Source organism: Occallatibacter savannae, assembly GCF_003131205.1.
GTDB lineage: Bacteria > Acidobacteriota > Terriglobia > Terriglobales > Acidobacteriaceae > Telmatobacter > Telmatobacter savannae.
Genome location: NZ_QFFY01000006.1, coordinates 331,611 through 357,613, shown reverse-complemented (window position 1 = coordinate 357,613; position 26,003 = coordinate 331,611). Strand labels below are relative to the sequence as shown.

Here is a 26,003-nt window from a genome sequence, read left to right as displayed (position 1 = left end):
TCACCCGTGATCCAAATCACAGCCAGAGAGTAGACTATTCGTGATCCTTGGTGTGGGACCATTCACGAATGACGAACCTTCGGAAGAGTTTCGCGTTGCTGACGTGCGTTGCCGTCCTCCTCTGGATAGCGGCACCCGCACTCGCATGCTTCTCTGAGGGCTCCATGCGTGCCCACGACGACTGCTGTGCCGTCATGCAGACCTGCGACGCCGCCATGAGCAGTTCCTGCTGCCAGCTTGCTCCCAGGAGCAACACTCCGGCCACCACAACCGAGTTCTCGTTGCAGCACGACCCGCAACCCGCGCTCCTTGCGCATTCACCTCTTCTCCCAACCCTGGTAGATTCCGAATCTGGCCAGCAAGGGCGCCAGTCGATCCAGGTCTCCGAACCCTCTCCGGGCCGGTTCTCTGTTCTCAGAATCTAGGAACATCCCTCCCTACTCACTTCTACCTTTGCACCCCGTGCGTTAGCCCGCGCTCACTTCGCGCGTCGCGCTGCCGTGCTCGAGTTCTCCGCAGCATTGCGGGAGGGAAAGATGAACTTCGGCCTACATATAGGAATTCCGCTGCTCTTCGGCGTGTTTACCGCTGCAGCCTCTGCGCAGACCATCTCGAAAGAAGACGTCCTCGGCTCTTTGCCCATCTTCTTTAGCCAACCGGCACAAGCCGGCTCAGCGGCCATGCCTCTGACCCTCGAGGAAACTGAGCGCATCGCGCTTGAGTCGAATCCGGAGATCGCGGTGGCAGTCCGTCGCCTCGACCTCGCGCGAGCGCATGTCCCTGTCGCGAGAGCGCTCGACGATCCTATGGCGATGTATCGCGGCTGGGGCGTTCCGCTCAAAAGGCCCTGGGATTACAACGCCGCGCAGAACATGTTCAGCATCAGCCAGTCCTACACCGCAAAAAGTAAGCGCAACCTGCGCACCAGCCTGGCGGAGTCCGATGGCGATCAGGCCAAAGCCAATCTCGATGCGGTTCGTCTCGATCTCCGCGTACGCGTCAGAAAGTCATTCTTCGATCTCCTCGTCAGCGAAGAGCAGGCCCGCGTTCACGCGCAGCATGTTGCTCTGGCGCAGCAAGCCATGGCAGCCGCCCGCATCAAGTACACGGCCGGCAATGTTCCTCAGCAGGACGTGCTCAAAGCGCAGGTCGCCCTTACCCAGCTAGCCGAGCACATGATCCACTTCGATCGCGACGCGGAGGTTGCCCGGGCACGTCTCAATACCCTGCTCGGCCGCAATCCGGAAAGTCCTATCGAAGTCCGCGGCGACAACGCCGTCGAATCTCCCCTCCCTTCGATCGGCGCACTCGAAAGCGCCGCAATGAGCACTCGCCCCGATCTCGCGGCCGCCAGGGCCGCCGCTGAGCGCAGTCACAAAGAGCAGACCCTCGCCGCAAAAGCCTACATCCCGGACTTCACGCTCTCGGCCGGATACATGCTGATGCCCTCCGGCCAGGACTTCCGCAACGCCTACATGCTCGAAGGCACCATGAATCTGCCCTGGCTCAATCGCAAGAGACACGACGCCGAAATCGCCGAAGCCAGGATCAAAGCAACCGAGCAGGACGCGGAACTCACCGCCCTTCAAAACTCCGCACATGGCCAGATCGCCGAAGCTCTTGCTGAAGCCCGGTCGGCGCAAAAGCTTGCTTTGCTCTATCAGCATCAGCTCAAAACACAGGCAGAAGCCACGCTCCAGTCCAGCCTCATCGCCTACGAAAACAACAAAACCGGATTCCTCGACCTGCTCGACAGCCAGATGCGCGTCGTCGACGTCGATCTTGCCTGGGCTCAGGCAGTGGGTGAATTCGATGCCCGCCGTGCCGATCTGGAAATGGCAATCGGCGGTCCCATCGACCAGTTGGGGCAAGTCAGCCCGGAGGTGAAGTGATGAAAACAGGCTCTTACAAAATCGCACTCGCAGCGATGGCAACACTGTGCATCATCCTTGCTGCCGCCGTTATCTATCTCTTCGCCGAAATGAAGACTGGCGCGTCCCACGCCGCTCACCCTGCGCAATCCCGTTCCGACGATCCCGTGATTGCGAGCGGCCCATCAGGCGGCTCGCAGCCGGACGCCCATCCTGCTTCAGCAGTTTCTGAGCCCACTCTTGCCCCGCTCCAGCTTTCGCCCCAGCGCATGCAGGAGATCGGCGTCACCACTGCGCTCGCCTCAATCAAAACATTGAGCGATGACCTTCAGGTTCCCGGCAACATCGAGATCAATGAAGAAAAGCTCGCGTACGTTCAGACGCGCTTCCAGGGATGGATCCAGCGTGTCTTTGCCAACGCCACCTACCAGTACGTGCGCAAGGGACAGCCGCTCTTCACCATCTACAGCCCTGACTTGGTGAGCAGCCAGCAGGAGTACCTCCTTGCACGCAAGAACCAGCCTGCATTCTCGCAAGACATGCACGCCGCCTCCATGACGGCGATGCCGCATTCGGCCCAGGACAACACTTGGCTCGTCGACGCGGCATTGCAGCGTCTTGAGCAGTTTGGCATGGCCCCCGAAGAGATTGCTCGACTCGAAAAGTCCGGAAAGGAGCAACGCGAGCTCACGGTCTATTCGCCGGCAAGCGGATACATCACAGAACGCAACGCTCTCCCCAACGCGTACATCCAGCCGGAATCCAAGCTCTACACCATCGCCGACCTCAGCACCGTGTGGGTCTACGCGAATGTACCCCAAAACGACGTAGGTCGCTTGCGCCCGGGCGATCACGCCAGAGTTACGATCGACGCCTACCCGGGCAAAACTTTCAATGCCCGCGTCGACCAGATTCTTCCTCAAGTCGACCAGGCCACAAGAACCGTTCGCGTACGCCTCGTGATGGCAAATCCGGCGCTCGCGCTCAAGCCGGGTATGTACGTCAACGTCGATATCGCAGCGCAACTGGGAAGGCAGTTAGTCATTCCCGCGTCGGCCGTGCTGCATTCTGGACAGCGCTCCGTCGTCTTCCTCCATCGTGGTGAAGGCAACCTCGAGCCGCTCACCATAACCACCGGACCGCAGATCGACGGAGAGATCGTCGTCCTCAGCGGATTGAAAGCAGGCGATCGCGTCGTGAGTTCCGCAAACTTCCTCATTGACTCTGAAGCGCAGCTGCAGTCCGCCTCTCAAAACTTCGCTCCCGCGCAGACTGCTGCACCCTCCTCAAATGCAGCACCGGCAGAGAAACTATCCATTGACTTCAGCACCAGCCCTTCTCCCCCGAAGGTCGGCGCAAACACTGCCCGCGTGAAACTGACCGCAGCTGACGGAACGCCTCCGACTTCGCTGCAGGTATCCGTCAGTCTCTTCATGCCCGCGATGCCGGAGATGGGAATGGCAGCCATGCATTCTTCGGCGAACCTCGCTGAAAAAGGCTCCGGCACATACGAGGGCGCTCTCGACGTTCCCATGAGCGGAACGTGGCAGGTAACCGTCAGCGTCCTGCGCGGTGGGCAGGTCATCGCAACCAAAAAGCTAAGCCTCAACGCAGGCGGAGGCATGTGATGATCGAGAAGACCATTGCCTGGTGTGCACGAAACCCATTCCTCGTCTTTACCGCTGCGATCCTGCTCCTCGTCGCTGGCATCTGGTCGATGCGCCGCATTCCGCTCGACGCTCTGCCCGACATCAGCGATGTGCAGGTCATCATCCACACGCCGTGGGCCGGCGAACCGCCCAACGTCATTGAGGACCAGGTCACCTATCCCATCGTTTCTGCCCTTCTCTCGGCGCCTCGCGTGAAGAACGTCCGCGCGCAGACCATGTTTGGCGACTCGTACGTCTTTGTCATCTTCGAAGACGGAACCGATCTTTACTGGGCTCGCTCTCGCGTAACGGAGTATCTGCAGCAGATCGCCGGCAGAATTCCGCAGGATGCGCATCCCGCCATCGGCCCCGATGCAACCGGCGCCGGCTGGGTATTCGAGTACGCTCTCGTCGATCGTTCCCACACGCACAACCTCGCCGATCTCCGTGCTCTTCAGGATTGGTACCTGCGCTATCAGCTTCAGACGGTGCCTGGCGTAGCCGAAGTGGCGAGCATCGGCGGATTCGTCCGGCAGTACCAGGTCAACCTTGATCCCAAAAAGCTGTTCTCCTACGGCATCCCGGCGCAGATGGTCATCGACCGCGTGCGCCAGAGCACCAACGAGACCGGCGGCGATGTCCTCGAGATGAGCGGCGCCGAATACATGGTCCGCGGGCTCGGCTACTTCAAATCCCTCTCCGATCTTGAAAACGTCCCGGTAGCGACAAAGAACGGCACAGCGGTCCTGGTCAAAGACGTAGGCACCGTGGGCTTCGGTCCCGACGTTCGGCGCGGTGCAGTCGATTGGCAGGGCCGGGGCGAAACCGTCGGCGGCATCGTCGTTATGCGTTACGGTATGAACGCCCTGAATGTCATTGAGGCCGTCAAGGCTCGATTCAAGGAGATAGCGCCCTCCCTGCCTGCCGGAGTCGAAGTCGTAAACGCCTACGATCGCTCCTGGCTGATCGATGAATCCATTCACACGCTCAAGAGAGACCTCATCGTCGGAGCCATCATCGTCAGCTTTGTCAGCATCGCGTTCCTCTTTCACTTCCGCTCAGCCCTCGTCCCGATTCTGACGCTTCCCATCGCAGTCCTTGCCTCGTTTATCCCCATGTACTTCCTGCATGTAAGCTCCAACATCATGTCGCTGGGCGGCCTGGCTCTCGCCATCGGCGTTCTCATTGATGCAGCCATCGTCATGGTCGAGAATGGCTACCGGCATCTCGCTGAACGCGACGACGTCCCCGACAAACCCACTCGCAAGCTGCTGCTCATAGGCGCCGCGCAACAGGTCGGCCCTGCGCTCTTCTATTCGCTCATCATCATTGTCGTGTCGTTCCTCCCCGTCTTCCTGCTTGAGGCCCAGGAAGGACGCATGTTCCGGCCGCTCGCCTGGACCAAAACGCTTGCCCTCGTCTTCTCCTCCCTGCTCTCCATCACACTGGTTCCGGCGTTGATGCCTCTCTTCCTGCGCGGCAAAATGCGCCCCGAGTCCCGCAACCCCGCCGCTCGCATTACGCAGGCAATGTATCTCCCGGTCCTGCGCTGGTGCCTACGTCAATGGAAGACCGTTGTCGTGTTGAACCTGCTCTTTCTCGCCTTGACAGTTCCCCTCTACTTCAAGCTTGGCAGCCAGTTCATGCCCGCGCTCTACGAAGGCTCTGCGTTGTATATGCCCAGCGCTCTGCCCGGGATCTCCATCACCCAGGCCTCTGCTCTCATGCAGGAGCAGGACCGTATCATCAAGTCCTTCCCTGAAGTCTCCACCGTCTTCGGTGCTGTAGGCCGCTCCGATTCTGCAACTGACAATGCTCCCCTCGACATGTACGACACCACCATCATGCTCAAGCCGCTTGAACAATGGCGTCCAGGCATGACCTACCAGAAGATCATCCAGCAGATGGATGAAAAGCTCCAGTTTCCCGGCCTCACAAACACCTGGACCATGCCCGTCCAGAACAGGCTCGACATGGAGCTCACCGGCATCAAGACCGCCGTCGGAATCAAAATTCAGGGCCCTGACCTCGCCGTCATCGAGAACATCGGCGCGAAGATCCAGCAATCCCTCTCGTCCATGCCAGAAACAGGTTCAGCATTCGCAGAGCGTGTTTCGCAGGGCTTCTACCTGAACGTCGAGGTCGATCGGCCCACTGCAGCGCGTTATGGCTTGACGGTCGCCGATGTGCAGCGCGTCGTCACCTCCGAGATCGGCGGCATGAATGTCACCGACAACATCGAAGGACGCCGTCGCTTTCCGGTTGCAGTCCGTTATGACCGCGGTTCGCGCGATACACCGCAGGCTCTTGAGCAGGCGCTCGTCGCCACCCCTACGGGTGAGCAGATCCCTCTCAGCCAGGTCGCGCGCGTCTCTTACTCTCGTGGCCCCGCCATGATTCGCGATGAAGAAGGCCAGCTCACCGGATACGTCTACCTGACCCCCCGGTCAAACAACTATGGCGGCTATGTCGCGCGCGCCCAGCAACTCATCGCCGCCTCCGTACTCATGCCGCCCGGCTACACCTGGCGCTGGGCTGGTGAATACGAATTTCAGCTCCGGGCAAAGGAGCGTCTGAAGATCATTGTCCCCATCGTCTTCTTCATCATCTTCCTTCTGCTCTACATGATCTTCAAATCCGCGATCGAAGCTGCCGTCTTGATCTTTCCCACGCTCTATGCCATGTCAGGCGGCCTGCTCCTCCAATGGATGCTGGGTTATAACTTCAGCGTCGCTGTATGGGTCGGATACATCGCCCTCTTCGGCATCGCTGTCGAAACCGGAGTCGTGATGGTCGTCTACCTCCACGAGGCCTACGAAAACCGCATCGCGCACGGAACCCTGCATTCCGAAGCAGATCTCGAACAGGCCGTCATCGATGGTGCCGTCCAGCGCCTCCGGCCCAAGCTGATGACCGTCGCGGCAGTCATCCTGAGCCTGGCGCCCATCTTGTGGGAGACCGGAATCGGATCGGACGTAATGAAGCCCATAGCCGCCCCCATCGTCGGCGGCATGATCACCTCCACCATTCACGTCCTCATCCTCGTTCCGGTCTTCTTCCTGCTCACGCGGCGCCGATCGCTCTCGGGTTGAAAACAGGACAGGCGAATAACGCGAAGACGCCTTAACTCAAGGCGAGAAGTCGTGCCCCACGATTCATCCGTCATTCCGCGCGTAAAGTGACCGATGGGTCAACGCGCGAAGCACGCCAGGCAGGCGCGGCGCAGGCAATCGCCGCAACCGCCGTGAGAAGAAGCAGCACCCCCACATACGTGAGCGGATCAAGCCGGGAGATGCCGAAGAGAAGCGATTGCATGATCTGGCTCGATGCTGCCGCACCCGCAAGTCCGATACACATTCCCACCGCGGCAAGGTACAGTCCATCCCGCAGAATCAGCTCGAGAATATCCCGTCGTGACGCCCCCAGTGCTGCGCGCACGCCGATCTCTCGCATCCGATCATTCACGCTACCCGAGAGCACGCCATAAATACCCACCGCCGCAAGCACCAGGGCCACGCTGCCGAATGCCGCAAAGAGGATCAGCACAAACCTCCGCTCAGCTTCAGAGCTGACGATCATCCGTTCCATCGTGATGACGCGCACGATCGGCTGATTCGGATCGACAGACCAGATGGCATTCTTCACGGCGTTCGCCACCAACGCGGGATCGCCTGACGTACGAATCACGAATGAGAGTGGAGACTCGACCGCCCACGACTGGCGAAAGTCTGTGTAGACCGCCTCCGGTTCATTCACAGCCAGCGAAGTGCGCTTGATGTCGCCCACAATGCCCACGACCGTGTACCAGGCGCCCTCAGTTCCTCCCAGATGGAACCGCTTTCCAAGCGGATCTTCATGCGGAAACTCGTTGCGGGCCAGCGACTCACTGATGAGAGCAGAAAAAGGCGCTGATGCTTTGTCGCGTTCATCAAGAAAACGTCCGCTGCGCAAAGGAATACCCATTGCCTGACAAAACTGCGGACTGATCCCGAAACGAAGCGATCTGCGCACGCCTCGAGGCCCGTCCTTTTCAAACTGCACATCAGCTTGTCCGAGAAAAGACGGATCATCGCTGAGCGGCAGAGGGATACCGAACCCCGCCTCCCTCACCGCAGGAATACGCCGCACCGCCTCGATCGCCTGCTGATAGAACCGGAAGCGCGCTGCGAAAGCAGGACGAGGATCCTGAGACACCGGCAGGTACTCAGGCCCTGACGTGTGCACGACCATCGTCAGCAGGTGATTGGGATTGAAGCCCGGATCGACATTCAACAGACGCCGCATGCTGTGCAGGAGCAGCCCCGTGCTCACAAGGAGAATCATCGCCAGCGCAACCTGGGTTACCACCAGAGCGCGTAACGCTACACCTCGTCCCCCGGCCGTACGCCCGGAACTGCGGCTCAGTGCCCGGTTGAGTTCCGTGCGCGAGCCGCCCACGACGGGAAACAGCCCGGTGAGCAGGCCAATCACCGTGGTCACAGCCAGAGCAAACCCCAGCGCCGCGGGGTCCAGCGAAATCGCCTCAATGCGTGGAAGCCCCGGCGGACTCAACGAGACCAGCGCGCGCACTCCGGCGAACGCAACGGCGATACCCGCAAGACCTCCGAGCACCGCAAGAAGCAGTGTTTCTGTTACGAGTTGCCGCAGCACGCGGCCGCGTGACGCCCCCAGCGCGGTACGAACCGCAAACTCACCCTCGCGCTGCGTATGACGCGCAAGCAGCAGGTTCACCACGTTCACGCAAGCGACGAGCAGCACCATCACCACAGCCGCCATAATCGCCAGGAGCGTCGGTTTGATGGTCTGCGCGAGATCATCCTGAAGGGATTCCAGGATTAATCCCTGCTTCAGCGATCCCCAGTCCGGCCGCGGGAATTCAGCAATCGGAGTAGAAGCGATCTGCGCCAGGTCCCGAACCGCCTGCGAATGTGTCACCCCAGTCTTGAGTCGCCCGACGATGTGTAGGTGGTTGATCCACTCCCAGCTCTTGAAACTCCCGCTCGTGAGTTGGCTGACGTCGAACTGCTCCGGCATCCAGATCTCAGTCGTCGGCTGCAGGACGTTGTCGAAGCTCCGCGGCATGATTCCGATGACGGTGTAATTTTCGCCATCCAGCCGTATGCTGCGGCCGATCATTCTAGGATCGCCCTGAAACTTGCGCTGCCACAGTCGATCGCTCAGAATCGCAACCTTGGGACCGTGAAAGATATCCTCTGAGGCTTGAAAGTCTCTCCCCAGACTCGGCGAAACACCCAGCACTTGAAAGTAATTCCAGCTCACTCTCTGGCCTTCAAGCCGCTCGGGCAGACCGTTTCCCTGCAGCGTCGCATTGCCCAGGCCGTCGCCTGAATCGAAAACCGCCATCGACTCAAAGCTCCGATTGCGAGCCAGAAGCTCTCGGTAAGTCGCGAACGAAAGTTCGAATCGCGCGCCCTGGTACGTATTCCAGATCATCATCAGGCGGCTCGGAGACGGATAAGGCAATGGCGAGAGCAGAATGGGATTGACGACGCTGAAAATCGCCGTGCTCGCCCCGATACCCAGCGCCAGAGTAATCACACTCACAGCGGCAAATCCGCGATTGCGGCGCAACTGCCGCATCGCGTAACGCAGGTCCATCATCCAGGTGCGGACCGCGTTCTCCCATCCATAAGAGCGCACCTGTTCCCGTACGGGTGCCAGGTTCCCGATCTCCGCCCGCGCGACTCGCTCCGCCTCATCGCGCGTCAGCCCTCGTTCAATGCCGGCGGCCACCGCCTCGTCGAAGTATTGCTGAACCTCCGCGGCGATCTCAGCGTCCTTGCTCCCCTGTATGAAAAGCCCGCGCAAACCCCGCGAAATGTGACGCAGCAACGACATAGCTCAGATCTCCGCTTTCAACAGCCGTGCAATCGCCCCTGCACGGCGATTCCAGTCCGCCGCTTCCACTTCCAGTTGCTTCCGTCCCGCACGTGTCAGGCTATAGATCTTCGCGCGGCGGGAGTTCTCCGTTTGCTTCCACTCGGCATCGAGCCATCCCGCCCGCTCCAGCCGCTGCAACGCGGTCAAGAGCGACCCCGGATTCACTTTGAAGACACCCCGCGTTATCTGCTCTACCCGCCGCGAAATCCCAAACCCATGCATCGGCTCGAGGCTCAGCGTCTTCAAAATCAGCATGTCGAGCGTTCCCTGTATAACGTCGGTGTTCGAATCGTTCATTGGACATGACGGTACGTCACTCTCATTATGATTGTCAAGATGTGACTGGCAAAGGTTACTGCAAAGGTTCGCTGATGAAGCCCCGGCGTAGGGCTCCCTACGCAGGGCCACTCTCCCCGTCCCCGCACCGCGTCTTCGGCCCAGCCCGCCAGAATGCCCATGCCGGAGCCCGCCCCGGAGCTCCATCCCAGAAGCTTCGGCGGTAGGACCAACGTATCGTATAACGATACTCCTCAACCAGATGGATCTCACCATCTCGTCCGCAGAACAAAATGCCAATCAGCAACAAGCCACCTTTGCGAGTAGCCCTGCTTCTAAGGTCACCGTTCGATGTCGCTGCAAAAGATGAACTGGACTGTTCACTTTTCCAAAATGTCGGCTGGAGCAATCGCCCCGCTGCTCGCATCCGTCGCGATTGTGTGCATCCCACTCGGCTGTCACAAGCAGCTTCAAAACGTCGAGTCTCCCGCCGGAACGGGTGGCCAGATCCACGCCTACACAGGCGACATGGAAAAGGACGACGGCCAATGGGTCCGCGCCACTAAGGACTACGCCAACACCCGCTACAGCTCTCTCGATCAGATCAATACCGGCAATGCCTCCGGCCTGAAGCTCGCATGGACCTTCGACACCGGCGTTCCCCGTGGCCAGGAAGCAGCGCCCATCGTTGTCAACAACACGATGTATGTCGTTGCGCCGTGGCCCAACAAGCTCTTCGCCCTCGACCTCACCAAACCCGGCGCGCCTCTGAAGTGGAGCTACGATCCAAATCCCTCGCCTGCCGCAAAAGGCGAGGCATGCTGCGACTGGGTCAACCGCGGCGCCGTCTACGCGGACGGCAAAATCATCTACAACACGCTCGACGGATTCACCATCGCGCTCGACGCCAATAGCGGCAAGCTCCTCTGGCGCACCCATCTCGCCGACATCACCAAGGGCGAAACCATCACCATGGCGCCCATGGTCGTCCGCGACAAAGTCTTCGTCGGCGACAGCGGCGGAGAGTACGGCGTCCGCGGCTGGCTCGCTGCTCTCAGCACAAAAGACGGCAAGGTCGTCTGGCAGGCCTACTCCACTGGCCCTGATAAAGAAGTCCTCATCGGCAGCAAATTCAAGCCCTACTATGCCAAGGACAAAGGCACCGACCTCGGCGTCAAGACGTGGCCGCCCGATGCATGGCGCATAGGCGGAGGCACCGTGTGGGGCTTCCTCTCCTACGACCCCGCGAGCAACCTGATCTACTACGGCACTGCCAACCCCGGCCCGTGGAACCCCGAAGTTCGGCCCGGCGACAACAAGTGGACATCCGGCGTCTTCGCGCGCGATGCCGACACCGGAGAAGCAGTCTGGTTCTACCAGATGTCGCCTCACGATCTATACGACTGGGATGGCATTAACGAGAACATCCTTCTCGATCTGCCCATCCAGGGCTCAACCCGCAAGGTGCTCGTCCGCGCCGATCGCAACGGCTTCATGTACGTCATCGATCGCAACACGGGCCAGGTACTTTCCGCAACGCCCTATGTCTACAGCACAACAACCACGGGCGTCGATCTGCAGACCGGCGATCTCAAGCGCGATCTGTCGAAAGCTCCAAAGACCGGGCAGGAAATTCGCAACATCTGTCCCACGGCTCCTGGCGCCAAAGACTGGCAGCCCTCCTCCTTCTCGCCCCGCACAGGCCTCCTCTACGTTCCCCACGAGAACATGTGCGCCGACGAAGAAGCCGAAGAAGCGAACTACATCCAGGGCACTCCTTACGTCGGCGTCACCGACAGGTTCTACGCCGGGCCCGGCGGGAATGAAGGCGAATTGATGGCCTGGGATCCCATTAACGGAAAGAAGGTCTGGACCATCACCGACAAATACCCGCTATGGAGCGGCACTCTCGCAACTGCCGGCGATCTCGTTTTCTACGGCACCATGGAGGGCTGGTTCAGAGCAGCCAATGCGCGCACCGGTCAGACGGTGTGGCAATTCAAAACGGGTTCGGGAATCATCGGGCAGCCCGTCACCTACCGCGGTCCCGATGGAAAGCAATACGTCGCGATCCTCTCTGGAATCGGCGGATGGCCGGGCGCGATCGTGTCCGGCGATCTCGACACGCGTGACAGCAACGCCGCCGCAGGATGGGGCGGTGCTCTGCCCGACCTCAAAAGCGTAACCACACCGGGAGGGACACTGTATGTCTTTGCGCTCCCTTAGTTGTTACGCTGTACTGATCCTCGGCATGGGCTTGCTCTCCCACGCGGCCCCGCTGCGCATCTGCGCCGACCCAGACAATCTGCCGTTCTCCAATCGCGCCGCCCGCGGTTTCGATAACCAGATCGCTGCGCTCGTCGCCCGCGATCTCCATCGCGAGCCCGTCTTCGTATGGAGCCGCAACGGACGCGGCTTTCTGCGCGAGCAGTTCAACCGAAATGCTTGCGACGTCCTGGTGGGCGTACCTCAGAAACTCCGCGGAGTGCTGACCACTGCTCCCTATTACCGTTCCGCGTACGTCTTCGTCACGCGCCGCCAGGATAATCTCCAGATCGCTTCATTCAGCGACCCGCATCTCAACGGACCCAAGATCGGCCTGCAGGCTCTCGAAGACAATCTCTCGCCGCCATCGCTCGCGCTGATCCGCACCGGCCACGCCGCCCAACTCGTCGGATTCAACTCGTTTGGAGCAAACGGACCTGCCATCCTTCGTGCCGTCGTCAACCGCCGCCTCGGCACCGCCGTCGTCTGGGGCCCGCTCGCAGGCTACTGGATCACCCACGAGCGCTTGCCCCTTAATCTCACGCCGGTCTCTCCCCTTGTCGACCCCTCCGGTGTGCCGTTCGCATTTTCCATCTCCATGGCCGTTCACAAGCACGACGAGAAGCTGCGCGCCGATCTCAACGCTGCGCTCATCCGCCTGCGTCCTTCCATATCCAGAGTTCTTGCCTCATACAACGTGCCCACTCTGGCCGAGGAGGCACAATGAACACCATTAAATCAACCGCCATCGTGCTCTGTATCTGCGCCGTCACCGCATGCAAGCGCGAACACCGCGTCTTCGATCCGGGCTCCTCGGGCTCGCAAATCGCAAACGGCATCCCACTGAATGAAGTGCACGCCGGTGGACCGCTCTCCGTGCCTGATCACGGACCGTACGAGCAGAGCGCCTACGCAGTCGGTGAGGGCAAGCGTCTTTTCAGTGCCTTCAATTGCGTCGGCTGCCACAACCACGGCGGCGGCGGCATCGGACCCGCACTCATGGATGCCAAGTGGATCTACGGCAGCCATCCCGAACAGATTTACTCCAGCATCGTGCAGGGCCGGCCCAACGGCATGCCCAGCTTCGCCGGCAAAATCCCCGACTACCAGGTCTGGGAACTCGTCGCCTACGTCCGCTCGCTCAGCGGACAACTCCCCGCTGACGTCGCGCCCGGCCGCTCAGACGAAATCCAGGTCAAGAAAGCCGAGCAGGCAAAAAAGAAGGAGCATCCGCCTGACGAGTCTCCGCAGCCGATACAGAAGGGGCAGCCATGATTCTCTTTCATGTTCCAGGCTTCCGCGGCAATCAGACCTCGCTGAATCCGGTAGGTCCGGGCGCTGAGCACATCGAATTCGAATTCGCGCTCATCTTCTGGATCACAGTGATCGTCTACTGCATCGTCCTGATCGCGCTCGTAGTCTACGTCGTACGCCGCCGGCACTCGCTGAACATCATGCCCGAGCCGATTCGCACCACGCCGGAAAGCGATCGGCGCGCTCGCCATGCGGTTGGAGCAGCGATGGTCGTCACAGTCCTGCTCGTCTTCACCATGCTCATCGGCAGCTTCGTTTCGGGGCATGCTCTGGGCAAAATGAATCGCCAGTCCGCATACACCATCGATGTCTACGGTCATCAGTGGTGGTGGGAGGTTCACTATCCCAACGACGAACCCGACAAAACCGTCGTAACCGCGAACGAAATTCACGTCCCCATGGGCGTGCCTCTCCGCATCCACGGAACGTCGCGTGACGTGATCCACAGCTTTTGGGCACCCAACGTTCAGGGCAAGCGCGACCTTATGCCGGGCTACGACACCGACGTGATGATGCAGATCGATCAACCGGGCAGATGGCGCGGACAGTGCGCCGAGTATTGCGGAGAACAGCACGCGCACATGTCTTTCTATATGGTCGCGGAGCCCGCGCAGCAGTTCCAGCAGTGGCTGGCGCAGCAGGCAGCCGCCAGCGTCTCGCCGTCCTCGCCGCAGGTTACGCGAGGCCAGCAGGTCTTCCTGTCGCATGCCTGCGTCATGTGTCACACCATTCGCGGCACGCCTGCCGGCTCTCGTGTCGGCCCAGATCTCACGCACCTCGCCAGCCGCTCAACCATCGCTGCGGGCGTACTACCCAACACCATCGGAAATCTCGGCGGCTGGATCCTGAACGCGCAATCAATAAAGCCAGGCTGCCGCATGCCGCCCAATCACATGACCGGCACCGAACTCCAGGACCTTCTCGCTTATCTAGAGACCTTGAAATGATCACGACCACGGCCATCGAAAGCACAGCTGAACTCACCGAGCAGGAACGCGCCCAGGCCGCGCGGCTCGAAGCAGTGTGGCGCGAGCCCACCGGCTTCTGGGGCTGGTTTAAGGCCGTTCACCACACCACCATTGGCAAGCGCTACGCCGTAACTGCCTTCGGCTTCTTCCTTCTCGCCGGACTTCTTGCCGGTGGCATGCGCCTCCAGCTCGCCTTCCCTGAAGCGCACATCCTCTCCAACGACCTCTACAACCAGTTCTTCACCATGCACGGCAGCACCATGATGTTTCTCTTCGCCGTGCCCATGATGTTCGAAGCCATGAGCGTCTATCTCGTTCCGCTCATGGTCGGAACCCGCAACATCGCCTTCCCCCGCCTCAACGCCTACAGCTACTACCTCTACCTGTTCGGCGGCCTGATGTTCTACGTTGCCTTCGCGTGCAACACCGGCGCTGACCGCGGCTGGTTTTCCTACGTCCCGCTTGCCGGGCCCGACTACGGCCCGGGCAAGCGTCCCGACTTCTGGGCCCAGCTCATCACCTTCACTGAAGTCTCCGGCCTCGCCGTTGCTGTCGAAACCATCGTCACCGTCTTCAAGCTTCGCGCCCCCGGCATGTCGCTCAATCGCATTCCCATCTTCGTCTGGGGACAGGTTGTCGTCGCGTTCATGGTCATCTTTTCCCTTCCCGGCGTCGTCCTCTCCAGCACCATGCTGCTCATGGACCGCACCTGCAACACGCAGTTCTTCAACCCCGCGGCCGGCGGCGACGTACTTCTCTATCAGCACCTCTTCTGGTGGTTCGGCCATCCCGAGGTCTACATCATCTTCATTCCCGGCGCCGCAATCATCTCCACCATCGTCACGTCTTTCAGCAGGCGTCATGTCTTCGGATATCTCGTTCTCGTCCTCTCCCTCGTAGCCACGGGCTTCATGGCCTTCGGCCTCTGGGTCCATCACATGTTCGCCACCGGCATTCCCCAGATCGCCGAAAGCTACTTCACCGCGGCCAGCATGGTCATCGCAATTCCAACTGGAGCGCAGGTCTTCTGTTGGATCGCAACCATAGCTACAGGCAAAGTAGTGCTCAAGACGCCCATGTGGTGGGCCATCGGCTTCTTCTTCGTCTTCATCATGGGCGGCATGACCGGAATGTTCGTGGCCTCAGTGCCAGTCGACCTGCAGGTCCACGACACCTACTTCGTTGTCGCCCACTTCCATTACGTGCTCATCGGTGGTGCAGTCTTCCCGCTCTTCGGCGCAATCACCTACTGGTTTCCAAAAGTCACGGGCCGCATGCTCAACGAGACGCTTGGACAGCTCACCTTCTGGCTCTTCTTCATCGGCTTCAACATCACTTTCTTCCCCATGCATCTCGTCGGCATCCGCGGCATGCCTCGCCGTGTCTACACCTATCAACCCAACATGGGCTGGACAACGCTGAACCAGGTCGAGTCTCTCGGATACGTTCTGCTCTTCCTTGCCGTCTGCGTTCTTCTCGTCAACGTCTCTCGCTCGCTCAGAAGCGGCGCGATCGCCGGCCCCAATCCCTGGAACGCAGGCACGCTCGAGTGGGCCACCTCTTCCCCGCCTCCTCAGTACAACTTCCTTCATCTCCCCACCGTGAACGGCCGCGAAGCGCTGTGGGATGCTGCCCCAAATCAGCCCATAGTAGCTGGCCTTCCCGACGACGCTCGCTCCTTCCTCATCACGCGCACCCTCGATGCAGAACCCGAAGGCCGCGACGAATTCCCCGGGCCAACCATCTGGCCTTTTCTCGCCGCTGTCGCAACAAGCATCGCCTTCATCGGCAGCATCTTCACCCCTTGGGGCATCACCATCGGCGCGATCCCCGTAGCCATCACCATGATCGGCTGGTTCTGGCCTGAAAGGCAGCCGGCCCAACGCCGGCGCGCGAGGGAGATATGGCAGAGCGAGTAGAGCGCCCCGTCCTCGACGTCTCCCGCCTGCCCACCGTAGGCTTCGGATCGCGCAGCATCACCTGGTGGGGCATCATGGGCATGATGGCCATCGAAGGGACAGTCTTCGTCCTGATGATCGCCTCCTACTTCTATCTCCACTCGCGCAACTCCGAGTGGCCCCCGCATCGCAATCCTCCCGACCTGCTGTGGGGAACCGTGAATCTCGTTCTCTTCCTCATCAGCGTCGTTCCCAGCGAGTGGTATCGCCGCCGTGCGCGCAAAGGCGATCTGCGCGCCGTCCAAATCGGTTTGGTGCTGGTCTCCCTCTTCGGCATCGGAAACGTCATCGTCCGCTACTTCGAGCTATGGCATCTCAACACCGACTGGAGCATCGACGCATACGGCTCCGCTGTGTGGACTCTGATGGGACTGCATGTCCTGCACCTGCTCACTGACCTGGTCGACACCATCGTCCTTACGGTCATCTTTTTCACGCCTTTGGTCGAAGGCAAGCGCTTTCAGGACGCCGAAGAGAACGCAGCCTACTGGTACTTCGTCGTCGGCTTCTGGATTCCCATCTATCTCGTCATCTACTGGGCGCCGAGGTGGCTTCATGCGTGATCCCCTTCAGAGCACGCAGCCTTCACCCGCTGAGAAGCGCACCGACGTCATGCTGTGGGTGGCTCTGCTTCTCAGTCCTCTAGCCATGGGGATCAACACCATCGTCGGATTCACCGTGGCCCATTGGACAACCGACACCGCCCGAAAAGGCGCTTGCTACCTCGTCTCCGCCATCGACTTCGCGCTGTGCATCTTCGCCTTCGCCATCTCCGCCTCTTATTCCCGCATATCGCGTGGAACCGAGGACGCGGAGGCCATCGACGGCCGGCGAGCTTTCATGGCCAAAGTCTCCATGCTGCTGTCTGTGCTTGCGGCTTTGCTCGTCATTGCAGGAACCATCGCTGTCATCACACTCCATCCGACCGACTGATATGCATTCGCTTCCGCTCCATCCCACATTCGCTGCAGACACAGCAGCCTCACTATGGAGTGTCCCCTGGAGTTGGGAACCTGCCATCGTGCTTCCCCTGGCGGGTTTCTTGCTGGTCTACTCCATCGGAGCTTGGCGGCGCGGCGCCGTTCACCTGCTCCGCTGGCGCCACGCAAGTTTCTTCGCCGGATGGGCAACGCTCTTCCTCGCCCTCACCTCTCCCATCCACGAACTAGGCGAGCAGCTTTTCAGCGCGCACATGCTGCAGCACGAAATCCTCATCCTCATCTCCGCTCCGCTCATCTCCGCATCGCACCCGGGCGCAACCCTGCTGTGGGCCTTCGCGCCCCGCCATCGCGCCGAGATCGGCGGGTGGATTCAGCACATCGAGAACTCGCGTCCCATGCAACTCCTCACCGCGCCGCTGAATGCATGGATCCTCGAGGCCGCCGCCCTCTGGCTCTGGCACATTCCGTTCCTCTACCAGGCGACTCTCCACTCGGACTGGGTACACGCCGCGCAGCACATCAGCTTTCTCGCCACCGCCGTGCTCTTCTGGTCTGCCCTCTACGGCGTCGGCCGTTCTGCCATGAGCTACGGTGCAGCCACCCTATATGTCTTCGGCACGGCCATCCACTGCAGCGCCCTCGGCGCGCTCCTCACCTTTTCGCAGGTGCTTTGGTATCCGGCCTACGCCGCAACAACATCGGCATGGGCACTCACTCCACTCGAAGACCAGCAGCTCGGCGGAGCAATCATGTGGGTTCCCTCCGGAGTCGTTTTCATCGCGATTGCCATGGCACTCATGGGCAAGTGGCTCGCCGAGTCCGATCGCCGCCTGAAGCTCGGCTCCCTCGCCGCACTGCTCGAGAAAGAGGAGCAGCCATGACACGTCTCACGTCCGCCACTGCATTCTTCGCGGTCCTGCTGCTATTGGGATGCTCCCGCCTCGACCAAACCGCGCAGCACTCAGGCTCGCAGCGAAGCGCACCCGAATTGATGGAGCAGTATGGCTGCCCCACGTGCCACGTCATCCCAAACGTGCCCGGCGCCGTCGGCAAAGTCGGACCATCTCTGCGCTCCCTCGCGCAACGCTCCTACCTCGCCGGTTCCATTCCCAACACACCAGAGAACCTGGTGCAATGGATCATGCACCCGCAGCACTTCCGCCCCGGAACAGCAATGCCGGAGATGGGCGTCTCTAGTTCCGACGCTCAACGGATCGCCACCTTCCTCAACGAAAACCGCTGACCCTTCGGCCAAGAATTCGGAATTCAGCAACCGCCCGCAGCGTTCCGTCACGCAGAACCACGGGCTTCAGCAGGCCATAGCCGTCGCTTCAGCGGGACATGGTCCGCTGCGGTAGAAGTCTTGTATGTCACTGGGGTTTACACGCCAGACTCAAAGGCAGAGGCACAGGCAACATCCGAATTTGCCCATAATTTGGCTCCTCAGGTAAATGGATTGTTTATCAATCATTTACATTCGTTAACGCTCCGTAACATTCCGATTATTCCCCTATATTCATGAGCTGCTGCGGAGTTGCAGATTCCCATAACATTCAAAGAGAATCTTCCGCATTCCGCTCTAGCCAGCATCAAGTGGTGGCCTTTTTGGTGGCCTTTTTGCCGTCCTTGACGTGCCGAAGTGTCGGCCCGGCACAGGAGATCAGCGGCGGAGGGGAGTCTGGAGGCGGGAGCCTCGATGTTGAATAATTTTAGAATAAAAGTTGCACGAAATGCGCACTTCATCGATAATAGATTGACAGAAAGGGTCTTGACGCATGACAAATTGGGGATCGCAAGATTGGGTAATTTCAAAAATCAGAAACTTCAGGCATCTGCTTTGGGGCGTTCCAGAAGCCGCTCTGGCGAAGTACAACACCATCGATCCCCTAATCCGAATGACTTTCGCCCAGCGCACCACTGCAAACGTGATCAATTCACTGATGATCGACGAAGCTCGAAAGCAATTCGCAGGCGTTCCGGGTTCAGAATTCCTTGATACGAACCAGACTACCTACCACCTTTTGAATGGCTGCGCCCTTTGGTACAAACAACTGGGTTCTGATGGCCTTCCCTCTAACTACCCGACCGAGTTAGCAAGAGAACTTATGAGCGGAAGCTTCGATTTTGCTCCTCAGCGTCTGCTTCTCGTATTGGGATTCCAGTTCGACGAAACGTACCAGAAACTCAAATTAGTCCAGATTCAGCGATACCAGTCCTCCAACTTCTGCAAGTTCTACATCGAACTGGAAAAGTTCACACCGAAATCTCAGGTCATCGAAATGCCAACTCAGGTATCCGACGCTGTCGCCACACGTACACGCGTCAGGATCAAACGTGGGCCGGAACAAACCGAGCTCCTCGCTCAAGAAGGCGAGTAATCCCCAATGCAGTACTTCAATTCTTCCTTGCTGACCCTCGCCCGAGAGTCACGCGAGTTATCGCAGTCTGATCTCTCGTCACTCTCGAAGGTGCCTCAAACGCTTATTTCCCGCTTCGAAGGTGGGATCATCCAACCATCGGAAGAGCAGGCTTCTCGTCTCGCCGATACACTTCAGTACCCGGTCGATCTCTTCTATCAAGAAGATCGAATCTACGGATTCAATGCATCAGTCTTCTTTCATCGGAAGAGGGCAGACATGCCTGCCAAGATATTGCGTCGAATTCACGCAGTGCTGAACCTCACACGCATGAGGGTTGACCGTATGCTCTTGGCCGGGGACATCTCCCCTCAATTTGAACTGCTACGAATGTCCGTGGAGGAACAGGGGAGTCCCGAAGAGATTGCCCGTCGGCTGAGAGCGTTGCTCCATATTCCAATGGGGCCAATCGCGAACCTCACTGCCGCTGTAGAGGATGCAGGAGTCATCATTGCATTACACAAATTCGGTAGTTCCCGGACGGATGCTGTGAGTGAATGGATTCCTGGACATCAACCAACGATCCTGATGAACTCGGACGAATCTATCGGTGGTGACCGCTATCGGTGGACTCTGGCCCATGAATTAGGGCACCTCATAATGCACCGCCTACCCACTGACAGCATGGAGGAGGAGGCAAACAGATTTGCTGCTGAGTTTCTTATGCCGGAAAAAGAAATCAAGCATCAATTGCGGAATGTTCGTTTGGCGACGCTTGCTGCGCTTAAGAGCGTGTGGAAAGTATCCATGGCTGCTCTTCTGGAACGAGCGAAGCAATTGCGCACGATCAGTCCGAGCCAATACCGGTACATGAGAATAAATCTGGGTAGGCTTGGCTATTTGCAGCGAGAGCCCGTCGAGTTGGATGTTCCCATTGAAAAGCCCACTCTGATCAGCGCTCTTGTGACAGCTCACATCAAAGAACTGCAATTCGGGTTGAAGGAACTGGCGAAGTTGCTGCATATGAGGGAGGAGGAGTGCGCTGGATTGTACGCGCCGGATTTGGCACCGACCGGATTGAGGTTGGTGAGGATGGCGTAGATCGCGGATTAGGCTCTCGGGCCGAATCAGGGCTAGTTTCATAGCAAAAGGAAAGTGGGCCATGGAAGACATCAAAAGAATGCTGTGCTTGGCTAATTCGTACAAGCCGCCAGCAGGACGTTGCATCGCTGGGAGAGAGATCACCGGAAATGGTTTAGGAGCTTGGATTCGCCCTGTGAGTGCAAGAGAAACACGCGAAATTTCTGTCTCTGAGTGCCTATACGCAACCAGACACATTCCAGAGCTACTCGATGTGATTGAGTTTCCAATTCTGCGTCATGATCCTCGTGGTCATCAGGTAGAGAATTATGTAATCGCAGCAGGACGCTGGAAGAAAGTTGGTGCGATGCAATTTGACGATTTAGAGTGTTACTTGGATAAGCCCGAAACACTCTGGCCCAATACTGAGCGTTCCTCGTCGGGTTTTTATGATCGAGTTGACCCAACTGATCTCGCGGGAGATGAAGGGTCTCTCATGCTGATCAAACCGGATGTTCTCAACGTCGAAATAAGTTTCAACCCATTCAAGAACACGAACAACATTCGTGCGGGGTTGACGTACAACGGGGATTATTACAACTTCAGCATCACCGATCCCAAGCTTCGAGACACTTTCAGAGGGAGGAGTCAGGGAGAGTACCCAATCGAGGATGCTCTGCTCTGCGTGAGTCTGACAGAACCATACGAGAGGGATCAGAAGTGCTACAAGCTTGTTGCTGCGGTGATCTCACCCACTCCTATTGCATAAACCCATGGCAGCTATCTATACAGTAGGACACTCGACTCACTCGCAGATGCGTTTCCTTGAACTACTCGCGCATCACGCCATCAATATGGTGTGCGATGTACGGTCAACACCCCGAAGTCGGCTCAACCCTCAATTCAATCTCGAGGAGCTTGATGCCGTCTTGCCGAGGAATGAGATCGAATACGTGTTTCTCGGTAAGGAGCTCGGTGCCCGCTCACCAGACAGAAGCTGCTATGTCGAGGGCACCGTGCAGTACGAACTCCTCGCAAAAACCGAAGCATTCAAAGGCGGACTCGACCGCGTGAAAGAGCTTTTCGACAACGGGTTCCGAATTGCTCTGATGTGCGCCGAAAAGGAGCCGCTGCAATGCCATCGATCCATCCTGATAGCGAGGTATCTGGTTGCTGAAGGCTTCGAGGTCCAACATATCCTGCCTAACGGCGAACTCGAAGATCACGGTACTTCGATGCGCAGATTGTCGGAACTCCTCGGACTTTCGACTGGTAACATGTTCCGTTCCCCCATCGATTTAGAAACAGAGGCCTACAAACGGCAGGAACATCGAATAGCATTCCGGCGTCCATCACCCACAGCCAAAGAAAACAAGAATCAGGTTCGGGAGCACTGATGAGGATATTCACCATTGGGTTTACAAAGAAATCAGCCGAGCAGTTTTTCACATCATTGCAACGGTCTGGTGCGAGAACGCTGGTCGATGTGCGACTCAATAACGTTTCCCAATTGGCGGGATTCTCGAAGAAAGATGATCTGAGATATTTTCTGAAGACGATCTGCAATATGGGCTACAAGCATATTCCCGAACTTGCTCCAACATCCGACATACTTGATGCCTACAAAAAGAAGCGAGGTGATTGGCTACTTTACGAGCGTCAGTTCTTGGACCTGATGGCAAAGAGACAGGTCGAGAAAACGATTGGGCCACAGCTCCTTGATGAGGCGTGTTTGCTCTGTAGCGAAGAGACGCCTGATCGGTGCCATAGAAGGCTTGTTGCTGAATACCTCCAACAAAAATGGGACGACGTTGAAATCGTGCATATCAAGTAGGCGATTCGAGCGTCCATCTGCCGCGAAAGATCGGGACGGTCAATCGACGACGCCCGTGGTGGCCTTTAAGGTGGCCTTTGAGAATCGGCTTCCCGTTTGAACGTGCATCTTCCCGTATCCGTTCTCAACGAGTCTCACGTTCTTGGGATTTTTGCAGCGGAAGGTTTCTGGCACGATGCAAGTGTCCACGTTCCCAGTGTTTGCGGATATACTGGTGGCCTTTTTGGTGGCCTCTTCGAAGTACCGTCTGTAATTTATTGTTTGTAAACATAATTTGGCTCCTCAGGTAGGACTCGAACGATCCTCCCAGTCCAGCCACTAGCGCGAATCCACGATGATTTTGCCACAAACACTGGGAAAAGCAAGCTGTCGAAAAGGTCGAGTGCTATCGATCGAGATCCGCTCAAATCGCAGGAATCGCAACAATGGGTGGATCGGCGGTACAAAAGCAGTACAGAGTGGAGTTCTTGTGCTCTAGTCGATTCGGCGAGTATGAGATCGCAGCGCAGAAAGACTCAACTTATCGCCTTCGACTCGCAATGTTACTGCAGGCCAGGAGCTGTCCCCGATTGACCCTCTTCTGTAGTTTCTGAGTTCGTGGCGCGAAGCTCGTTTATCAGTACCGATCGGAAAACGCGGATTTGCTCAGCGAAAAGAACTGGCGAACAAACGTCAAAGTTCCGAGTTGCCGGTTATCCGCTCAGATCCCCGCTTTTGGTCAATCAATCAGGTGAATCTGGACATCTCTCTGACCGCTGTTCGGGGAGCGTCAGTGATGGCGAACCAGAGACATGCGATGTAACCCAGAACAGAATCTGCGATAGCGCGAGTAGCCGGCGCAGCCAGACAGTCCACTGCTCATGACCGCCGAAAGAAAGGGACAGGCAGGTCGCACTGCTTCCGAGGCGGACTAGCCGAACAGTCGAGTCCACTTCCGAAAGCCCGATGTTGGCGACTGCTAAGGCCAAACCGATGATGCCGAGAACATCTGGAAAGCCTGACTCGCATTCATTGCGGTCTTCCATGCTCGTCAAGGGCTGACACGGGGCAATCGCGCTACTCAATGCGACTTTTGGGGCACTAAAGTACCTGAGCAGCGCTCAAGCTTCTTTTCAAGCGTGAGAGCCTTCGAGAGTGCGAGAGCGCAAGCTTTGCTGTCTGAAGCTGAGATCGAAGATGTACTTCGGCAGGATGGTCTCCGTCTGATAATTTGCCCTCCCAATGGTCCATAACGGCCTTCCAGGTTCAGGATGCGGCATCCCAGTCGTGCAAGGCGTCATCACCTGCTTATTGGATGGAATCATTCAACCGGATCTTCACTTCCTTGCCATCGCGGAGCGTGTCTAAAATCTGGGTCTGATACTCAACGCACAGCGGCGGTGCGAAGGAAGCGAGTACCTTTTCCGGCGTGCTATAGATACCGGGTGTGGTCCACAGGTTTGGCTTCTTTCCATATACAAGGAGCCTGTACATGAACGGTTCAGCTGCCAAGCGGCGAATCGGTGTGATCGTGACATCCTGATACATTTCTTCCATCATTCCCTCCTAGGGAATTCGACTAAAGACACCACTCATCGCTTTGAAGCTAACGTGGCGGGAGAAGCGTATACATGAACCGAAACTACCCTCACGAAGTAACCGTTCCGCTGATTACAGAAGTAGGACGTGGCACTTCGAAGAGCCTGCATGAACGCGAAGAGCCGCACGCCAGTCGAATCAGTACATTTGTGAAACCCTTAGGGCAAGATTTTGACCTAAAACGTTAAACCAACTTCGGTAAGCAACCTGCGGTTACCGTAAGGCGATTGCACTCACGCCCGAGCGGAGCTATACCTCAAAGTATTCAGCCACGCCGGAGGTACGTTGATATGGCAGGCAGCATAAAGTTTTCTCATCGCCCCAATCAGGACGGCACTTTTGATTCAATCTGCCACCAATGTTTCGTCACAGTCGCAAGCATGCGCGACGAAGCTGATCTCGGGCGCAAAGAGCGGCTGCACTCTTGCAATCCGGGCATCATTGAGTGGTATCAAAGCGTGTCCGACGCGACGATGAGCGCGAAACGGAATCATGAAGTCTGGGGTGACTGATCGCCACCCTCGAAGCGACGCCCGTTTACGGCCCGTGATGGGCGTCGGTCTGTACTGCCCGCCAGTTCAACTCCAGCCTGACGGGCAGTATCGAAGACTTGTCCTACCTGTTGATGAATTGGCCAAATGCACGTTTCCGATACTCGTCAGCGCGCGTTCAACAAAATCTGTACGCGGGTGTCTCTCGGGAACGCGACTTCATGCCCACGCGCTATCCAACGGTAGTAGACGGATTTAGAAACGGCGAACACCGCAAATCCACGGAGGAGTACCGCGTTCGCTGAGCTCATGACGAGAAGGCGGGCGGCAAAACCGAACCCATTGCTATCAACACCGCTATGAATTGGGTTTGACGTGGCATCTCCGTCGAACGCGGAAGCAGCCATCACTCCGAGCGCCATGGGTGCCAGGTATTTGCCAGGTCCGGAAGAGGACTGTGCCGTTCCTTCGTCGCTGAGTCTCACGCGGGAGCCTGGGCTGGTTTCGGCGGAGGCCAACTGACCGTGGATCGAGGAGGACGCAGCGTCTTCGCGCGAAATGCTGTGGAACAAGAAGCGGAGTTGTCCGTTGCGGGCGAACCACTTTGCGGGGCGGTCAACTGTGACCACCCCGGACATGGTGGCGCCCTCCGGGAAGACAACCTGCTTTGCGTCGCCAGTCAGCAGAGGGCTGGTAAGAACTGCCGATACCGGCGTTCCTTTGCGATCTGTAGCTGAGTTGAGCGGAGTCAGCAGTCGCGCGTGAACAATACCTGTCGGTGTTCCCTGCACGGGCGCTTCGGGGAGAGGCGGCGGTTGTGGACCGGTGATCATTAGCGGAGCGGTAAGTTCCGCGTCGTACTCGGTCCCGGTCCAGACGGTGGGAGGGCTCCAAGGAAGCTGACCGTAGATCCACTTCTCGACGCGATCGCCGATGTTGGGGTGATGCAGGGTCTGCGCGGCTTCCCGCTTGCGGTCCTGGATGATGGCACGCGCTCGTGCGCGCAGCCCAGGTTTGCTGCCCGCATTCATTGTGACGACAGTCGCATCGCGTTCTGTCGCGGCGGTTTCGATCTTTACAGTCCTGCCATCAGGCAGACGAAGCGAGTCGAAGCGGACGGCGGGAACAGCAGGCGGCATGAACTGACCATCGAGGATCGCGTGCGTGCGGCTCGGCTCACTGACCCGCCGCATCCCAAGAATCACTCCAGAGACTGGAGTGTTGACAGGGAGCACTACGTGATCCACATGGTCGACCTTTTCAATCAGGTGGCCTTCGATGCGCTGGCCAACGTGGACACGATAGGGATGATTGATCTGGACCCTAAGCGGCACACCCGCGGGAATGGTAACGGATTGCCCGACCGCAGATAGTGAACGGGCGCCAGCGGAAAAGAAGATCGCGGGAATACAAAAAGCACTCAAGACAGAAAGTCGCATCACAGTATCGACCGCTGCAACAAGGAAAGGTAAGGCATTCGCGTGACCATGCGCAGCTCAATCAACGGAGCCCACCGGTGC

General features: G+C 58.4%; 22 protein-coding genes. 17 read left to right on the top strand and 5 right to left on the bottom strand.

What is annotated here, in order from left to right; all coding sequences use genetic code 11:
• Positions 1-34: 34 nt before the first annotated feature.
• Entirely contained in the window at positions 35-265 is a 231-nt protein-coding gene (locus DHV10_RS22305) for a hypothetical protein (RefSeq protein ID WP_162601785.1), read from the bottom strand.
• 271 nt (positions 266-536) lie between these two features.
• Between DHV10_RS22305 and DHV10_RS22300 the strand changes: the two genes are divergently transcribed.
• Genes DHV10_RS22300 through DHV10_RS22290 form a run of 3 tightly spaced genes read left to right on the top strand, consistent with a single transcriptional unit; the run spans position 537 to position 6,612 of the window.
• Positions 537-1,892 (top strand): TolC family protein, encoded by a 1,356-nt coding sequence (locus DHV10_RS22300; protein ID WP_109488624.1) that lies wholly within the window; start codon positions 537-539, stop codon positions 1,890-1,892.
• Positions 1,892-3,499: a FixH family protein gene (locus DHV10_RS22295; protein ID WP_239461980.1), complete on the top strand. Its 1,608-nt coding sequence runs from the start codon at positions 1,892-1,894 to the stop codon at positions 3,497-3,499. Before DHV10_RS22300 ends, DHV10_RS22295 begins: the two co-directional genes overlap by 1 nt.
• Positions 3,499-6,612 (top strand): efflux RND transporter permease subunit, encoded by a 3,114-nt coding sequence (locus DHV10_RS22290; RefSeq protein WP_109488623.1) that lies wholly within the window; start codon positions 3,499-3,501, stop codon positions 6,610-6,612. The genes DHV10_RS22295 and DHV10_RS22290 overlap by 1 nt, the downstream gene beginning before the upstream one ends.
• Positions 6,613-6,682: 70 nt before the next feature.
• Here DHV10_RS22290 and DHV10_RS22285 read toward each other — a convergent pair whose 3' ends face one another.
• Entirely contained in the window at positions 6,683-9,379 is a 2,697-nt protein-coding gene (locus DHV10_RS22285; protein WP_109488622.1) for an ABC transporter permease, read from the bottom strand.
• Positions 9,380-9,382: 3 nt separating this feature from the next.
• Positions 9,383-9,718, bottom strand: coding sequence for a PadR family transcriptional regulator (locus DHV10_RS22280; RefSeq protein ID WP_109488621.1), 336 nt, complete (start codon positions 9,716-9,718; stop codon positions 9,383-9,385).
• 330 nt (positions 9,719-10,048) lie between these two features.
• On the opposite strand from DHV10_RS22280, the gene DHV10_RS22275 reads away from it, so the two are divergent.
• The 14 genes from DHV10_RS22275 to DHV10_RS22210 all read left to right on the top strand — a co-directional run bounded on the left by DHV10_RS22275 (position 10,049) and on the right by DHV10_RS22210 (position 22,414).
• Positions 10,049-11,923, top strand: a complete 1,875-nt coding sequence (locus tag DHV10_RS22275; RefSeq protein ID WP_204101501.1) for a PQQ-dependent dehydrogenase, methanol/ethanol family — start codon at positions 10,049-10,051, stop codon at positions 11,921-11,923.
• Entirely contained in the window at positions 11,904-12,689 is a 786-nt protein-coding gene (locus DHV10_RS22270) for a quinoprotein dehydrogenase-associated putative ABC transporter substrate-binding protein (protein ID WP_109488620.1), read from the top strand. Before DHV10_RS22275 ends, DHV10_RS22270 begins: the two co-directional genes overlap by 20 nt.
• Positions 12,686-13,237, top strand: a complete 552-nt coding sequence (locus DHV10_RS22265; RefSeq protein ID WP_109488619.1) for a c-type cytochrome — start codon at positions 12,686-12,688, stop codon at positions 13,235-13,237. The genes DHV10_RS22270 and DHV10_RS22265 overlap by 4 nt, the downstream gene beginning before the upstream one ends.
• Entirely contained in the window at positions 13,234-14,223 is a 990-nt protein-coding gene (locus tag DHV10_RS22260) for a cytochrome c oxidase subunit II (protein ID WP_109488618.1), read from the top strand. Before DHV10_RS22265 ends, DHV10_RS22260 begins: the two co-directional genes overlap by 4 nt.
• Complete coding sequence (gene ctaD / locus DHV10_RS22255; RefSeq protein ID WP_109488617.1) at positions 14,220-16,163, top strand: cytochrome c oxidase subunit I; 1,944 nt, start codon at positions 14,220-14,222, stop codon at positions 16,161-16,163. Before DHV10_RS22260 ends, ctaD begins: the two co-directional genes overlap by 4 nt.
• On the top strand, positions 16,148-16,765 hold the full coding sequence (locus tag DHV10_RS22250; RefSeq protein WP_109488616.1) for a cytochrome c oxidase subunit 3: 618 nt from the start codon (positions 16,148-16,150) through the stop codon (positions 16,763-16,765). The genes ctaD and DHV10_RS22250 overlap by 16 nt, the downstream gene beginning before the upstream one ends.
• Positions 16,758-17,135: a hypothetical protein gene (locus tag DHV10_RS22245; protein ID WP_109488615.1), complete on the top strand. Its 378-nt coding sequence runs from the start codon at positions 16,758-16,760 to the stop codon at positions 17,133-17,135. The genes DHV10_RS22250 and DHV10_RS22245 overlap by 8 nt, the downstream gene beginning before the upstream one ends.
• Before the next feature lies 1 nt (position 17,136).
• Positions 17,137-18,024, top strand: coding sequence for a cytochrome c oxidase assembly protein (locus tag DHV10_RS22240; protein ID WP_109488614.1), 888 nt, complete (start codon positions 17,137-17,139; stop codon positions 18,022-18,024).
• Positions 18,021-18,386, top strand: a complete 366-nt coding sequence (locus tag DHV10_RS22235; protein ID WP_109488613.1) for a c-type cytochrome — start codon at positions 18,021-18,023, stop codon at positions 18,384-18,386. The genes DHV10_RS22240 and DHV10_RS22235 overlap by 4 nt, the downstream gene beginning before the upstream one ends.
• A 532-nt stretch (positions 18,387-18,918) precedes the next feature.
• On the top strand, positions 18,919-19,521 hold the full coding sequence (locus DHV10_RS22230) for a hypothetical protein (RefSeq protein ID WP_109488612.1): 603 nt from the start codon (positions 18,919-18,921) through the stop codon (positions 19,519-19,521).
• Between the two features lie 6 nt (positions 19,522-19,527).
• Positions 19,528-20,601, top strand: a complete 1,074-nt coding sequence (locus DHV10_RS22225; protein ID WP_109488611.1) for an ImmA/IrrE family metallo-endopeptidase — start codon at positions 19,528-19,530, stop codon at positions 20,599-20,601.
• 61 nt (positions 20,602-20,662) lie between these two features.
• On the top strand, positions 20,663-21,349 hold the full coding sequence (locus DHV10_RS27330; RefSeq protein ID WP_162601783.1) for a dual OB domain-containing protein: 687 nt from the start codon (positions 20,663-20,665) through the stop codon (positions 21,347-21,349).
• A 4-nt stretch (positions 21,350-21,353) separates the two neighbouring features.
• Positions 21,354-21,977, top strand: coding sequence for a DUF488 domain-containing protein (locus DHV10_RS22215; RefSeq protein ID WP_109488609.1), 624 nt, complete (start codon positions 21,354-21,356; stop codon positions 21,975-21,977).
• Positions 21,977-22,414: a DUF488 domain-containing protein gene (locus DHV10_RS22210; protein WP_109488608.1), complete on the top strand. Its 438-nt coding sequence runs from the start codon at positions 21,977-21,979 to the stop codon at positions 22,412-22,414. Before DHV10_RS22215 ends, DHV10_RS22210 begins: the two co-directional genes overlap by 1 nt.
• A gap of 1,287 nt (positions 22,415-23,701) precedes the next feature.
• Here DHV10_RS22210 and DHV10_RS22205 read toward each other — a convergent pair.
• On the bottom strand, positions 23,702-23,950 hold the full coding sequence (locus DHV10_RS22205; RefSeq protein WP_109485815.1) for a hypothetical protein: 249 nt from the start codon (positions 23,948-23,950) through the stop codon (positions 23,702-23,704).
• Between the two features lie 700 nt (positions 23,951-24,650).
• A complete protein-coding gene (locus DHV10_RS22195) occupies positions 24,651-25,922 on the bottom strand; it encodes a hypothetical protein (RefSeq protein ID WP_162601782.1) in 1,272 nt (423 codons plus the stop codon).
• Between the last annotated feature and the right edge of the window lie 81 nt (positions 25,923-26,003).